The sequence below is a fragment of the Pseudomonas sp. GM49 genome (assembly GCF_000282355.1).
Taxonomy (GTDB): Bacteria; Pseudomonadota; Gammaproteobacteria; order Pseudomonadales; family Pseudomonadaceae; genus Aquipseudomonas.
In genome coordinates this window covers 1-14681 of sequence record NZ_AKJL01000211.1, presented here as the reverse complement: position 1 = coordinate 14681, position 14681 = coordinate 1, and the positions used below count along the sequence as shown (strand labels likewise).

Genomic DNA, 14681 nt, shown 5'->3' with positions numbered 1-14681 from the left:
GCACCGCCCCGTTGCGCTGCGAAGCGGCGCCAAAACCTGCAACTGGTGATTTCTGACACACCGAGTTCACCTGTTTTGCGACTGCTTCGCAGTCGGACGGGGGCAAGCCCCCTCGCCACAACTGCTTCAATCAGCCTGAAAGGTGATGTGTCCATGCATCATTTTGCCCTTCACAATTTTTTCACCATTGCCAACCACCGTCTAAGCTTCAGACAAGTCCGATAAATCTGCGTGAATGGATCAGTCGACTATGGGCGCTTTGTGGCAAACCGATTCGAGTAAAACCGTGGTCCCGAATGAAGGTGTGGATGAAGCGCCGTTACCTGAAAAACCCCGTCGTTCCAGGCACGGCTGGGGAGCTTTCTGGCTATTGCTGTTGATTATCGCGATTGTCGTGGGGCTGGCCGCCATGAGGGAGATGCGCACCTCGAAGTTCCAGGCCCGGGAAGTCAGCAAATATGCCGCGTCCCTGAGCTATGAGCTCAAACCCGGCCCCAGCGATGCAATTCGCTATCCGGGCGACGGTCCGTTCGATCGGCGCCTGGGCTACAGCTCCCTGGATGAATTCCTGCCGCGCCTGATCAAGCGCGATTTCGTCGTTGAGGCGCAAACCCGCTTTTCCCCGGCGCTGTTGAAGTACAGCGACAAGGGCTTGTTCATACCGTATGCCGAGAAGATCCAGGCCGGGCTGTCGATCACCGATTGCCGCGCAGCGCCGCTGTATCAGTACAACTATCCGCAGCAGCTTTATTCATCCTTTGCCTCGATCCCGCCGGTGGTGGTCAACAGCCTGCTGTTCATCGAGAACCGCTTCCTGCTCGACCCCAGGCAACCTCTGGCCAACCCAGCAGTGGACTGGCCGCGGTTCGGCATGGCGGCATGGTCCCAACTGGCCAAGTTGTTGCACGTGCCCGGCCAATCCGCCGGTGGCAGTACCCTGGCCACGCAACTGGAGAAGTACCGGCATTCCCCTGATGGTCTGACGGTCAATGGCGCGGAAAAAATTCGCCAGATGATTTCCGCCACCGTACGTGCCTATCAGGCCGGGCCGCAAACCCTCGAAGCCCGGCAGAATGTGGTGCGCGACTACCTCAACAGCGTGCCGCTGTCGGCCGTACCGGGCCACGGTGAAGTGCATGGCATGGCTGAAGGGTTGCGCGTGTGGTACGGCTCCGACTTCAAACTGGCCAACGAAGCTTTGTCCAGCACCGCGACGGATCCAAAGACCATGGCAGACAAAGGCCTGGCCCTGCGCGAAATGCTGTCGCTGATGATTGCCCAGCGCCGCCCGTCGCATTACCTGACCAAGGGCCGCGATGAATTGGCCGACCTCACCGACAGTCACATTCGTTTGCTGGCCCAGAACAATGTGATCGATGCGCCGCTCGCCGCCGCGGCACTGGCCAGCAAGGTGACGTATCGCGACTGGGCGACCCAGCCGACCATTCAACCGATCGAAACCAACAAAGGCATCAGCGTGGCCCGCAGCCGCCTGGCCGGTTTGCTCAATCGCCCGCTGTACGACCTCGACCGCCTTGACCTGTCGGCCACCAGCACCCTGCAAGGGGAATTGCAAACCCAGGCCACCGCGTACCTGAAAAAACTCGCAGACCCGGCCTATGCAGCGGAAATCGGCCTGATGGGCGAACGCTTGTTGACCCCCACCAGCACCACCCAGGTGCGCTACAGCTTCACCCTGTTCGAACTGACCAAGGACGGCTCGCGGGTGCGGGTGCAGACCGACAGCACCGACCAGCCGTTCGACATCAACGAAGGCAGCAAACTGGAACTGGGTTCCACCGCAAAAATGCGCGTGCTCACCACCTACCTGCAAATCATCTCCGAGCTGCACGACAAATACGCCGGCATGGACGTCCCGGAACTGAAGAAAGTCGACGTGCCGGATCAGGACCGCCTGAGCCGCTGGGCGGTTGATTACCTGATCGAGAACAAGGACCGCGACCTGCAGAAAATGCTCGGTGCTGCCCTGGACCGCAAATATTCCGCCAGCCCCGGCGAAGCATTTTTCACCGGTGGCGGCCTGCATGTGTTCCACAACTTCCGCAAGGAAGACAACGGCCGGATACCGACCTTGCGCGACGCCTTGCGTGAATCGATCAACCTGCCGTTCATCCGCCTGATGCGTGACCTGGTGCGCTACACCACCTACTCCGGTGCGAACAGCAGTGCTGAATTGCTCAAGGACGACCGCGACCCGCGGCGCCAGGAATACCTGGCCGAGTTCGCCGACCGCGAGGGCACTTCGTTCCTGCTCAAGTTCTGGAAGAAGTACAGGAACAAGGACACCCAGGACCGGCTCGAGACCTTCCTCGACAGCATGCGCCCTACCCCGATCCGCATGGCCGCCGTACACCGCTACCTGCTGCCGCAAGCCAGTCAGCAAAGTTTCAACGCCTTCGTGCGCTCGCATCTCACGGGTGCCAAGCTCACGGAAAAGCTCACTGACGAGCGTCTTACGCGACTCTACGAGGCCTACGGCCCCGGCTCCTACGACTTGCCGGACCAGGGCTTCATCGCCAAGGTTCACCCCCTGGACCTTTGGCTGATGGGCTACTTGCTCAATCACCCCGACGCCAAGTGGGGCGAAGTCGTCAAAGCCAGCCAGTTCGAACGCCAGGAGGTCTACAGCTGGCTGTTCAAAAGCCGGCACAAGGGCGCCCGCGACAGTCGCATCCGCACCATGCTGGAGATCGAAGCGTTCCTCGACATCCACCAGCGTTGGCAGAAAGTCGGCTATCCGTTCGACCACCTGGTGCCGTCGCTCGCCACCGCCATCGGCAGCTCCGGCGACCGTCCCGCAGCCCTGGCCGAATTGATCGGCACCATCCTCAACGACGGCGTGCGCATGCCGACCCTGCGTATCGACAGCCTGCATTTCGCTGCGAACACGCCCTATGAAACCCAGCTGATCAATGACCCGGACGTCGGCAAACGGGTGATGCCGTCCGAGGTCGCCACCGCCATGCGCGAAGCCCTATCGCAAGTGGTGGACGCCGGTACAGCCAAACGCGTGGCCGGCAGTTTCAAACTGCCCGACGGCACGCCGCTGGCCATGGGCGGCAAGACCGGCACCGGTGACAACCGCATCGAAGCCATCGGCTCCGGCGGGCGGATTCTCAGCTCCAAATCGCTCAACCGCACGGCGACCTTCGTGTTCTATATCGGCGATCACCACTTCGGCACCCTGACCGCCTTCGTGCCAGGCCGCTCGGCAGAAAGCTTCACCTTCACCTCGGCGTTGCCGGTGCAGGTGCTCAAGGGCATGGCGCCGATCCTGACGCCGTATTTGCAACCGGGCACCCACACACAGTGCCTCAAAACCGAGACAACCGTCGCACGCTAGACGCAAGCATGGCGGTACATAGTTGTTTTTCCGTCTTCAATTTCAAAAGGGTTGAGGCCACGGCGAGGTTTTTCCCAACGTATTTTTGCGCTTTTTTTCGCCCTTTCCGCGTACCTATCCTGATCGCTCCACTCCTGATCAACGGACGATCAAGCAATGCCCAAACCACTCCTTTCGATGCAGGCGAATCAGCCTGTCAGCGCCCCTGCCGATAAAAGCATCCACTACGACCTGGTCAGCAAAGCCATTCCCGAATGGTTGCGCAAGGCGTCAGTCGCACGTGTCAGCGAGTTGAAAGATGTCGAGGTGACACTTCCCGACTGGTACAAAAAGGCTTCGCCAGCAGCGCACCGAAATCTGAAAAATGGCGTCAAGCTCCATTGGGTCGCGCAGAACGATGTCGACCATGCACTGAGCAATCTGCAGGACATCTACGCCTTCGCCAAACCTGTGCTGCAACAGGCGCTGAAAGATCGCTTCGGTGTCGTGGACGACGTCGAGCAGATCTGGCTGCGGCTGTATGCGCCGACGAAAACAGCCTGGTGGGTGCATGATTTTTCAGGCGGAACCACCAGCCGAACCGTTTCGCTGCTGGACGCTGCCCTGCATAACTTTTCCCGTGACGAGACTTTTTCCCCGGACTCCGAGTTCATCACCCGACCGAACACCCAGGGGCACTTCGCGGTAAAGCCGCTGAAACACAAAATCAGCATCGACCAGTTCAAGTCGTTGTGTCGCGAACTGAATATCGGCGCCAAATACCAACAGCACCTCAACGATTTTTTACTGTCGACCAATCCTGTCGCCAATAGCGTCTTGCGCCACAAGGTCATTCTCAGCCAGAAGAGCGCACTCAATGTCGCGGCACACATGGCCCTGATGAACAACGACATTGATCAGGTCGCGTTTGATCTGGTGCAGGGTGTGCTCGTCGAGCGTGCGAATCTTCGCTGGAATGGCCAGGCCGTTGGCTACTACAACCTGGCGATGATGGACACGCGAATGACCGGCATTGTCATGATTACCCCTGATGTATCGACCGCCAGCCGTCCTGTCCCCGTGCTGGTATATGTCCCGCATGACCCGGAACATCCGCTCAAGCAATACCCGTCGTCGCTCGAGTTCATGGCTGAACTGACTCGACAATTACGCGACGGCACCAATACCCCCCCTTATCAGCAGTTCTTCAGCAAGTTCGTGGAGCATCAACAACGCGGGCATTTTTTTGCCGGTTTGAATGACCGATTGAGCAAGGTGAAATGGCAGCCGGCGCCCCAAGGTTCCAACTTGCCCTCCTGGCGTGAAACCTCTGTGGATAACCCGAATCTGCAATTCAGTCTGTTGAATGTCGATGCTGATCGTGCAACCGTTTTCAACGGCAACCTCTGGGATTATTTCTACCGACAGAAACTCAACAAAATCCTCAACGACGCCCGGGAAATCGCGATTTCCACTGAATACGCCGACCGCATGGCGCGCTGGGCATGGTGGGACAACCTGAAAAAAATGCTCTCGGACATCCTCAATGCCGCCCTGCTGGTGGCGACGCCGTTTGTCCCGGGCCTTGGCGAAATGATGCTGGCGTACACCGCCTATCAACTGACCGATGAAGTGGTCGAGGGCATCGTCGATCTGGCCGAAGGTCGTTTGGCCGAGGCTGGTGAACAAACCCTCGGGGTACTGGAAAGCATCGTCCAGTTGGGCGCGTTCGCGGCGGGAGGGGCGCTGGGTAATGCCGCACGGACAAAGCTCTCGCCGTTTTTCGAGGGGCTCAAACCGGTGCAATTGGCCAATGGCCAGGCCCGTTTGTGGAACCCCGACCTCGCGCCCTATGAGCGACCGGGTCCGGCATTGCCAGCCGATGCCAGGCCCGATGCATCGGGCATTTACCAGCATCAAGGCCGCCGCCTCGTGCGCCTGGACGATCAGCACTTCGAAGTGGCGCAAGACCCGGTCACCGGTCAGCATCGAATCAAGCATCCGCAACGACCCGATGCCTATGCGCCTAGCCTGCGCCACAACGGTCACGGCGCCTGGGTCAGCGAAACGGAAAACCCGCGCGAGTGGGAAGGCTCGACATTGATGCGTCGTCTGGGTCACAGCACCGATGGTTTCAGCGATGAACAACTGGAGCAGATTCGTCAGATCAGCGGCACCGATGAAGGCGTGCTGCGCAGGGTGCATGTGGAAAGCGCACCACCGCCACCGCTGTTGACCGATAGCCTGCAACGCCTGGCTTCACCGGCCGTTGCACCCGCTCCGTTATCCCCTGAGATCGCGCCGCTGTTCGGCGATTTCCCCGAGCTACCGGCCACCGTTGCGGCACAAATTCATGCCCGCGCCAGCGCTGCGGAACGTCAGCGGATAACGCAAGAAAGCCGCCTGCCCCTGCGCCTGAGGACTCAGGCGCGGGAACTTCAGTTCGAAACGCAAACGGTGCGAGCGGCCCAGGGTTTGTACCCGAGCGCCTCTATCACTCCCGACACCGAACGCCTGGTGCTAGGCACTTTGCGCTTTAACACCGATACCTTTGGCGACCTGCGCCTCGATATTCGTCAGGGAACATTCGATGGCGAGTTGCGTTGCAGCGTCGGACCCGATGACGCAACGCGAGTGCGGGTACTGATTCGCGACGATGCCGGGCAGTATCAGGTGCGTGATGGTGACGATCAGCAGATCCATGAAGCCGATGACTTTTTCGAAGCCGTTCTGCAGGCCACGCAGGTGTCTGGACGAAACAGCCTGGGTTACAAGCCGGGTGACGGTGAGTTTTTCAGGCAATGGGTCCTGGTCAAATCGGCCCCGCCCAGCGCACGCCGGACCGTGCTCGCCACCCCGCCCGTTCGCCCTGTTGCCGAGCATGAAACGATGCTGTTGGTGCGTGGCGGCGGACTCAGCAAGGAAGGCAAAACGTTGCACGAACGTATTCAGGACCTGCATCCGCATTTTAGCGAGGTTGAGGTTGACAACTTTGCCGCTGCCCTGACCGAACAGGGCGAGCCGATGAAGCTGCTGGAGGAACAGAAAAACGATCTCAACCAGCTGCGCAATCTCATCGATCTCTGGCAAGTGCAAGCCGTCGGGCTGGATGCAGACAATCCGATTCCCTTACGCGGTGTTCGGCAACACATTGCCCAGCGCTTGCTCCATTGTTTCGAGCGAAAAAACACCGAACTTGGCAGCCGTACCGATCCCCATGCCTATGCGCTAGATCTGTCACACGATCGATTTCTTTTGCCTCTGGATCTGAATTCCGAATGGCCGAAACGACCGCAGCTAAAAAAGTTTCTGGACAAAGTCACGATCCTGAAACTCGATAACACGCGTTTTTCGGGTCAGCCCAACGGCCTGTTGAAAGACTTCCCTCATCTACGCGAACTCAGCGCCAGGAGCTGCGAGCTGACGGCTCTGCCAGAGAACATCGGCTCCATGCCACGGCTCGAACGCCTGCGCCTGAGTGAAAACGAGATCGTGCTCGACGCCCCTGCCGTTGAACGGCTCAAGCGCCTGACGTATCTGGAAATCCTCAGGCTCGACGAGAACCCGTTGGGCAGGCTGATCGACATCGGGCGCATGCCGCGCCTGAAAGTGCTCGGGTTGAAAGACACTGTGATCACTGCCTGGCCACAAGGCGTCTTCGCCAAACCCAGGCCTCGCGGCTTTGTACTGGACCTGCGTGACAACCCGATCGACCAGATTCCTGAAGTGGTTCCCGGCTCACCGCAAGCCTGGGTGGTCGCACGAACCCGGCTGGACGTCGGTAATCTTTCGCCGCTGAACCAACTGCGCTATCAGGAGTACCGGCGCTCATTGGCATTGCCACCTGAACCTGTATTGCCTTCGAACACCCGGCAAGAATTGGTGGTCAATTCGAATGCCTCCCTGGAACGCTGGAACGAAGTGCCCGGCTGGGGCGTCGAGCGGGCGAACATCTGGTCGGAACTGGCAAACGAACCCCAGGGCCAGCAATTCATGAAGGCTCTGCTCGATACCCAGAACAGCGCCGACTTCCGTGCCGGCGGCGCGGCCATGGAACAATTGCAGCAACGGGTGTGGCGCATGCTCGATGCCGTGTTCATCGACACCGCGTTACGCGAAAAGCTGTTCACCATGGCGATCGCACCGGTCGATTGCGCCGATGCCGGTGCCCAGTTGTTCAATAACATGGGTATCAATGTGCTGGTGTCCGAGGCCTATTCGTATTCCACCGATGCGTCAGAGCTGGAGAAAAAACTGGTGACCCTGGCCAAAGGCGCGGCGCGGCTGGAGCAAGTCAATGACATCGCCCGGGCCGACGTCGACAGCCGGGGTGGCAATCCTGACGACGTCGAAGTCTATCTGGCCTACCAGACCGGCCTGGCGGATCGGCTGGACCTGCCCTGGCAGTCCCGGGGCATGTTGTTCAGGCCCGTGTCCGGCGTCACCGACACCATGATCGATCAAGCCCATGACACGGTGCTGGCCTTGGGCGAAGGCGATGGCCTGGTCAACAGAATGCTCGAGCAGCCTTTCTGGGAAGACTATCTGCGCACTACCTCGCCAGTACGCATGGAAAACAACAAGCTGCTTTTCCTGAACAAGTACGAGCAACTTGAAACCCTTCGCGCCACTCAGCTTGAATGGCTCTCGGCGCCTGATGCCGACCGACCCGCCCTGCGCGAGCGTCTCAGATCGCTCAAGAACGATCTGCCGGTGCCGGACACCGTGCTCTTCGCAGATCAACCGATCAGCGACGAGACGTTTGATCGGCTGCTGGTCGACCTGGGTGACGATGAAAAGGAACTGTCGAGACAGTTGACCCGCGCTGCATTGCGCCGGGCCGGCCAGTAAGGCCGGGCGGTGAACCTGACAGCCGCTGCTGGCGTCAGGTTCACTGTCCTTCAAACATCGGAGTTCCGAATGACCGTGACATTTGCGACAGGTTTATTCAGATGGCCTGGTTTCAGGGCGCTGCGGCATTGAAAACCAGATGGACGTTGCCGTAATAGTGTCCGGTCTTGTAGCCGCCAGCGGGGACTCTCGGCTGGATGTCCAGCGCGAAACGCCCACCGGCGCGCGCCTGTTCTGCGGTCACCACTTGCCGGGGTTGCGGGTCATGGCTCAGCTCCTGGCCGTTAAAACTGACGCGCAAATAAATGTTCTGCTCGTCCCGGCCATTGGATAGGTACGGTTCGCTCTCCAGACGGGCCTCGATTGCGCTGGTGTCGTGCTTGACGTCGAAGTTTTTGCGCAAACCACCCAGCATCGATGTCGCGGGATTCCACAGTAACTGCTGTTCGAGGTGTATCCAGTTCGTTTCCGCCGGGATCACGTAAAAGCCCAATGTCGGAATGTCCACGGACACTTCGAAAGTGTGTTCTTCCCGGGCGGCGAACGTCGACGCGCTAGCCAGCATCAGCATGCCAGCGCACCAGGTGTTGGAAGTTTTCCTGCTCATGTCGGCTACCTGTCGGTCATTGCTTGCTGGCGATGCGCAGCGTTTTTTTCTCACTGCCTTCAACCAGATTGAAGCGGTACTCGCGACCGGTTTTCTTCTCGAACTCGAAGCTCTTCCCGGCGAGGATGTGATGCTTGGTGGTCGGCTCGCACTCGGTCTCGTTTTTCAACGAGCAGTTGCGAAACTCATCGATCACCACCACGGTGTTGCCGTTGTTGCGCAGGCGGTAGTGCTCGGGTCCGTCCTCTATCGCGGTGTTGAAACGACTGTCGCTCGGGCGCACGAAGAACACCGTGCCGAAGCCGGTCATGACGTTGACGCCAGCCGAAAGGTTCTTCTTGTACTCCTCGCGCTCCTCGCCAGACACTGCAAACTCGTCTTCCTTTTCCGGCACGACGGGCACAAAGCGCACCCGAAAATAACGCTCCCTGTCGCGATTGCCCATGAGCAGCAGGCGTGTGCCCTGCATGCCGTTGGCCGGCACGATCAACCGCGCCGGGCTGGCCATCAGGCCATCACGACCACTGGCATCCGCCCGGGTCTTGACCGGCACTTCGCGTGAGGTGCCATCGGCCTCGTAGATGATTTCCAGGATGTTGACCTTGACGAAGGCAGTGGCATCGCCACTGTTGAACACACGCTTGAGATAGGTGCTCTTGTCGCCGTCCAGATAGTCGTAAACCGTACCGACGTTGATCTGCGGCCCGGCCTGAAGGCCGACGGAAAACCCGCTCAGAATCAGTGTCGCCCACAAACGCTTCATACCTTGAACCTCATGACATTGAACACAACACAGGCAGGCGCCATCGCAAAATTGCCCATCAGATTTCCGAATCCCAGATCACCGTGACACTGCCTCTGTAGGTGGAGGCCACGCCGGGGCGCATCATGAATTCCATCTGATGCTGGGGGACCTCGAAATGCAGGGTGCCCGGCGCTCGATCCACATAAAAACCGGGTTGAAAATGCTGGGCATTTGCAGCGCCAGGGCGCAATCGGAGCTGCTTGACCGGTTTGCCGGCCATATCGGTCAAGCCACTGGGCAGGCTGACACTGACTCGCAGCTCGACCGCCCGTTTCGAAACCCGGTCATCGAGCATGCAGTCATAGGGAAATGCACTGATCTCGCACTCAAGCTGCATCTTGAAACGCGAGGAAGCCGAGATGTTGAAGGTCTGGTCTCGGAACAATCTCACCGGCCGCCGCCCGGCCTGCAGCCAGCTTTGCCAACCGCCGGCCGGCGTCAGCGTGACTCTTTCGCCGCCAGGTGGGATATCCACTTTAAGGGTGTGTTGCACGTCCAGGACGAAATCCAGGTTCAGTACCGGATCGTTCGGGATCATCACGTCACCGAAATCAAAATCGCCACCCGGGCCGAGGCGGTAAGTCAGATTCCCGGTATAGATCCCGGACCGCATGCCCAAAGGGTTGGGTGTACGCAATTCATAGGCAAAGTCGAGGTAGCCATAGGACATGCCAGGAATCAGGAAATTGGCGACTTTCACGCAGGGGGTCGCGTTGGGTGTTTTCCAGAAAAACGCATAGGTATTGGAGCCGAAAAATCCGACGCCGGTGGATTGGCAAGGAGGCGTCGCATACAGCCAGCCGGACCCCTTCCATAATGCATCGTGCCCTTCGCGAGCATTCGGAGCGCCCGTCAAATTGGCTGCCGTGTCGCTCAAAACATAATTGGAGCCAACTCCGGCAATGCGCACTTCGACCCTTTGATTGTCTCCCGTCTCCTTATTGGTGACCGTCAGTGAGCGCCAGTCTCCCGGCACCTTGAACATGGCACTGTTACGCGGGCCGGAATTGGCTTGCATGGGTTTGCTCGAATTCAAACGCGTCATCAGCCGGATGCTGAAGGTGTTGCTGTTGCGGCAGATGTCGGGATAGAACTCGCAGTAGCCACTGGATGGTGTCTTGTTGACGAACTCGTTGCGATGCGGATTAGCCGAATCCGGCGTAAACAGCGCCCTGATTTCCTGCGTTGCAGCGCTTGCCGCAGGAACAGCCAACGTGGCCAGCAACCCTAACCACAGACCGGGGCACCACCGTCTCGGCAGGTCCATTTTTCTATTCATCATTGCAATCTCCGCAAAATCGGCCCGGGCCGTTTACCCAGCCTTGCGCTGGTTGTTGGTGGCATCGGCCAGGGTGTCCGGGCTGCACCGCAGATCCCCGATCATCAACACGTTGTTCTCACGGCGATGCTTGTCGACATCGAGTCGGAACTGACACAGCAAGCGGTCGGCATGCCGCACTTCCAGCGTCGGTGAGCCGGCGTTCATTTCCATGGAGAAGAAGCCGTCGACTTCACTCACGCCGCGACTGGCGTGGTTGATCACGTGATGGCCCTTGAGTGGCTGGCCCTGTGGATCGAGCAGTCGCCCGAGCACGGTCAGGGTTTTCATCACCCGGATCTGGCGGTATTCCACGCCACCCTTGTTCAGGTGATAACGGGTGCGCGCCGGTGCGATGTTTGCCGCCGGAACATGATTGCCTTCGAAGTCGAAACTCACCGAGCTGTTTCTGTAGGCCGTCAGCGGTATGAAATTGCGTCCCGGGTGCAACACCGAGCTGCCGCCGCTCAGGTCATCGGCGCGCAAGGCAATGCCGTCGATGTCGGACTCGACATCGACGATCATCCCGGCGCCGCGTCCTTGATGCTGGCTGGTCAACGCCATGTGCTGGGCACCCACCACCAGAGTGCTGTCGAGGTTCAGGCCGCCAGTGAAATTGCCGTTGAAGGACGAGCGCTGGACAAAGCCGTCGCCGTTGACCGCATCGGTGCGAAAGTTAGCCAGACTCGACAGGCCCATGCCGTAGGTGTCGGTCAGGGCGGTCACCGAGACACTCTGCAAGACGTGGTCTTGCCAGTCTTTGCGATAGCCAAGCGAAGCATTGGTGTCGCGGCTGCCATCGCGGGCGGTGCGCGAGCCGATACTGCCGGATACCTGTTGGCCCTTGCCGCCGAGCGCCACGTTGAGGCTCAGGTCGACCCCGCGATTGCGCGCATCGCCGCTGCTGAAACTACCCGGGCGATCAAACAACGACAGCCGCCAGTTGGCGTCGCTGCCAAACAACTCGGTGCGCTGCGTCCAGCCCAGGTCTACGCCCATGCCTTCAACGTTGCCTTCGCTGTGGGAAACCCGCGCGTTGAACGAGTTCTTGCGGCTGATCCGGTGGTTCAGCGCCAGGGATGAGTTGCTGGTCTCGCCGGTGAATACATTGCGTTGGCGCACACGAGTGCCGTCGGGCAACGTGTCGAAAGTGTCGGTGGTATCGAGCCAGCTACGGTTATGGCTGATTACCAGGCTGCCGGCGCCATAGTTGTACAGGCCCTGCAGATCCAGACCGGTGCCATGGTCCTGGGTTTGATAAACGTTGGCATACACGCTGGTGCTGTTGGCCAGAGACCAGTCGACGGAGCTGCCCAATTGCAGCTTCTCACGCTCCTGGCGCGCGGACAGTCCCAGCACCACCCGAGGGTGCAGCAAGTAGTTCGCAGAGGCGCCGAAGGTAGCATCGCCACTGGCCTGCTGATCCCAGTTGCTGAGCAGTTTGCTTTCCTGACCGGCGAACAGGTTGTAGCGCCAACGCTCGTCGAGGTTGCGCCAGTTGCTGGGCTTGTACACCAGCTCCTGGGTGGTCGAGGTGATCTGGCCATCTTCGATCAGGCGCACTTCCACATCGTAAATGCCACCGGGCAATGGCCGGGTGTCCAGGGTCTGCAAACCGGCGGGCACCGATTGGGTGTTGATCAGCAAGCCATCACGAAAGATCTCCACCGAAGCCTGGCGGTTGGCGGTGACATAGATGGGATAAACACTGGGTTTCGGACTGTCGATTGCCAGGCTGTCGGAACTGCCATACATCACGCCCACGGCGGTGTCGGGGCTGGTCCCGAACGAGCGTGGTTGACGGGTCAGGCCTTCGGAATTGGGGGTGAAATAGCCCAGGCGGAAAAAACTGCCCTCCAGTTCACGCTGGGTGAAAAGTTCGTGTACCGCGTGGAATGTCTTGTTGTCCGGGCCACCAAGACGGGCCAGTTGCATGTTGAAGGTCTGGCTCCAGTTGCCCAGGCTGCCGCTGGCCTCGAGGCCGAAGCGTCCGCCCAGGTCCTGATCCTGACCGCCGTTGAGATTGATTTGGTTACGCACCATCAGGCCGCTGCTGCCACCTTCGGGTTGATCGTAAAAACGCCTGGCTTCGCTGTCGCGCTCGGCGTTTTCGGTGACGATCGACAACAAAGAGTTTTCAAGGTTGTAGTGCACCGCCAGCATCTGCTCCGGGCACTGCCCCGTGCAGGCACCCAGTGCCACGCCGGGTTTGAGGATGTCGACCCAGGTCTGGCGCTCACTGGCGCCGAAACGGCTGTCGCCGGTATCGGTAAAATCGAGCAACGTCACCCGGTCATCGCGGGACAACACAATCATCGCCTCGCCGAGTGGCTGTTGATCGAGCTCGACCCGAACCGCCAGCGGCACATCGAAAAAGTGCTCCTCGAAATCCGCCGGCAAGCCTTTGGCCTGGGCCAGCAAACTTCTGGGCGTATTATCAATTGAAGTGGGCGCCGCAAATGCACTGCTACATAACAGCAACGCAAGCGCTGCCGCGATGGGCGTCATCGGGAACATGAACGAGTACTCTAATTACGAAGAAGTTGAACCCGACCGACAAGTTGAAACTTGCCGGCCGGTCACGTTACTCAAGCAAGTAAGCGCTTACGACTCTTTCAATTTCAAAGAGCAACAGGAGGAACAGCGTCGAACATCATGGTGACGGCACCGGTGTAATCACCCGGGGTAAAGGTAGTGCCGACAGCCTTGATGTTGAGTGGGGCGCGGTAGTTGACGTTCGACTCGGTCTCGCCGACCACCATTTGCGGCGTCGTGGTCAGGACTACATTGTTGAGTGCCACTTGCAGGTCGATCGACGTGGCGCCGGAGATCAGCTTCGGCACGCTTTCAAGGCTGGCGTGTACCGAACCGTTGTTGTTGCGCATGTCGAAGAAACCGTTGACTTCACCCATGGTACCGGTGGAAGGCCGGAAGCTCATGTCCTGGTCTTTGTTGACCAGATCCGGATCGACCGGGACGACATAAAAGCCATTGGTCGGCACATGTGCAACCAGGCTGATGGAGTGACGGGCTTCACCCGCGGCAAAAACGGCGGAAGAACTCAGAGCCAGAACAGCCAGTGGAGCGGCAATCGCGAATTTCTTGAACATCATTCAGTACCTGTCTTTATAAAATTTTCGGTTCATTGAAAGTTCCGACAAAACAAAAAACCGTCACGAGCAGTTTTGTGTCCTCCCGAACTTTCAACGCCGAAGAATGATCAAGCAATTCTTCTGGAAAGCAAGCAGGAAAGTTCCATGAAGTGCGTAGCCAAAGTGCCACGACCATAGAAAGAAAAATACTGAATTATCGAAAAACTCACTGTTCGACTGTAAGAGACGGACTACATGAAGCCAATGATCAACTAATAACAGCCGGCAAAGACACAGCAACTTCTGTAGGAGAGATATTACATAATCAATAAATAAATGCGCAAATCGAATATTTAGAGAGTTAACACTAATTTCAACTTTTCCACCTCCATTAAAAGCAATTCCGGGAATGGTGAAAGCGCCATTTTCAATGACGGTTACGCCTGCCGCCGGATGCGCCGCTGGTCAGTCAGCCTTGCTCGCTCGATAAGATATATCTTAAGTTGTATCTAAACACGACGAGAGAAAGCAAAAATGAGAGACCATCATTCCCCCCACCGCGAACACGGCGACGGCCGTGACGGCTTCGAGAAGCGCCCCGGCCGCGAACGCGGCGGTCGCGGCCCGCGGGGGTTCGCCCCCGGCGACCTGAAATTGCTGCTGTT

At 58.8% G+C, this 14681-nt stretch carries 7 protein-coding genes and 1 pseudogene; 3 read left to right on the top strand and 5 right to left on the bottom strand.

From position 1 onward, the window contains the following. Nucleotides 1–250 precede the first annotated feature (250 nt). On the top strand, nucleotides 251–3364 hold the full coding sequence (locus tag PMI29_RS10395; RefSeq protein ID WP_008000208.1) for a transglycosylase domain-containing protein: 3114 nt from the start codon (nucleotides 251–253) through the stop codon (nucleotides 3362–3364). A 156-nt stretch (nucleotides 3365–3520) separates the two neighbouring features. Then, nucleotides 3521–8194, top strand: a complete 4674-nt coding sequence (locus tag PMI29_RS10400; RefSeq protein WP_008000205.1) for an NEL-type E3 ubiquitin ligase domain-containing protein — start codon at nucleotides 3521–3523, stop codon at nucleotides 8192–8194. 112 nt (nucleotides 8195–8306) lie between these two features. On the opposite strand, the gene PMI29_RS10405 is transcribed toward PMI29_RS10400, so the two are convergent. The 5 genes from PMI29_RS10405 to PMI29_RS10425 form a co-directional block, all read right to left on the bottom strand. Next, nucleotides 8307–8801, bottom strand: coding sequence for a CS1 type fimbrial major subunit (locus tag PMI29_RS10405; RefSeq protein ID WP_008000203.1), 495 nt, complete (start codon nucleotides 8799–8801; stop codon nucleotides 8307–8309). A 16-nt stretch (nucleotides 8802–8817) separates the two neighbouring features. Further along, entirely contained in the window at nucleotides 8818–9564 is a 747-nt protein-coding gene (locus PMI29_RS10410; protein WP_008000201.1) for a hypothetical protein, read from the bottom strand. Nucleotides 9565–9622: 58 nt separating this feature from the next. Continuing rightward, on the bottom strand, nucleotides 9623–10888 hold the full coding sequence (locus PMI29_RS10415) for a hypothetical protein (protein ID WP_008000199.1): 1266 nt from the start codon (nucleotides 10886–10888) through the stop codon (nucleotides 9623–9625). A gap of 30 nt (nucleotides 10889–10918) precedes the next feature. Next, complete coding sequence (locus tag PMI29_RS10420) at nucleotides 10919–13441, bottom strand: CS1-pili formation C-terminal domain-containing protein (protein ID WP_008000197.1); 2523 nt, start codon at nucleotides 13439–13441, stop codon at nucleotides 10919–10921. A 104-nt stretch (nucleotides 13442–13545) separates the two neighbouring features. Next, nucleotides 13546–14037: a CS1 type fimbrial major subunit gene (locus tag PMI29_RS10425; RefSeq protein ID WP_008000195.1), complete on the bottom strand. Its 492-nt coding sequence runs from the start codon at nucleotides 14035–14037 to the stop codon at nucleotides 13546–13548. Between the two features lie 513 nt (nucleotides 14038–14550). On the opposite strand from PMI29_RS10425, the pseudogene PMI29_RS32690 reads away from it, so the two are divergent. Beyond that, nucleotides 14551–14681, top strand: a pseudogene (locus tag PMI29_RS32690) (PadR family transcriptional regulator); the annotation flags it as partial.

Bases quoted from the DNA above. Each gene is read 5' to 3' on its own strand.
- PMI29_RS10425 (WP_008000195.1), bottom strand. From the start codon at position 14,037: ATGATGTTCAAGAAATTCGCGATTGCCGCTCCACTGGCTGTTCTGGCT.
- PMI29_RS10420 (WP_008000197.1), bottom strand. From the start codon at position 13,441: ATGTTCCCGATGACGCCCATCGCGGCAGCGCTTGCGTTGCTGTTATGT.
- PMI29_RS10410 (WP_008000201.1), bottom strand. From the start codon at position 9,564: ATGAAGCGTTTGTGGGCGACACTGATTCTGAGCGGGTTTTCCGTCGGC.
- PMI29_RS10415 (WP_008000199.1), bottom strand. From the start codon at position 10,888: ATGATGAATAGAAAAATGGACCTGCCGAGACGGTGGTGCCCCGGTCTG.
- PMI29_RS10405 (WP_008000203.1), bottom strand. From the start codon at position 8,801: ATGAGCAGGAAAACTTCCAACACCTGGTGCGCTGGCATGCTGATGCTG.
- PMI29_RS10400 (WP_008000205.1), top strand. From the start codon at position 3,521: ATGCCCAAACCACTCCTTTCGATGCAGGCGAATCAGCCTGTCAGCGCC.
- PMI29_RS10395 (WP_008000208.1), top strand. From the start codon at position 251: ATGGGCGCTTTGTGGCAAACCGATTCGAGTAAAACCGTGGTCCCGAAT.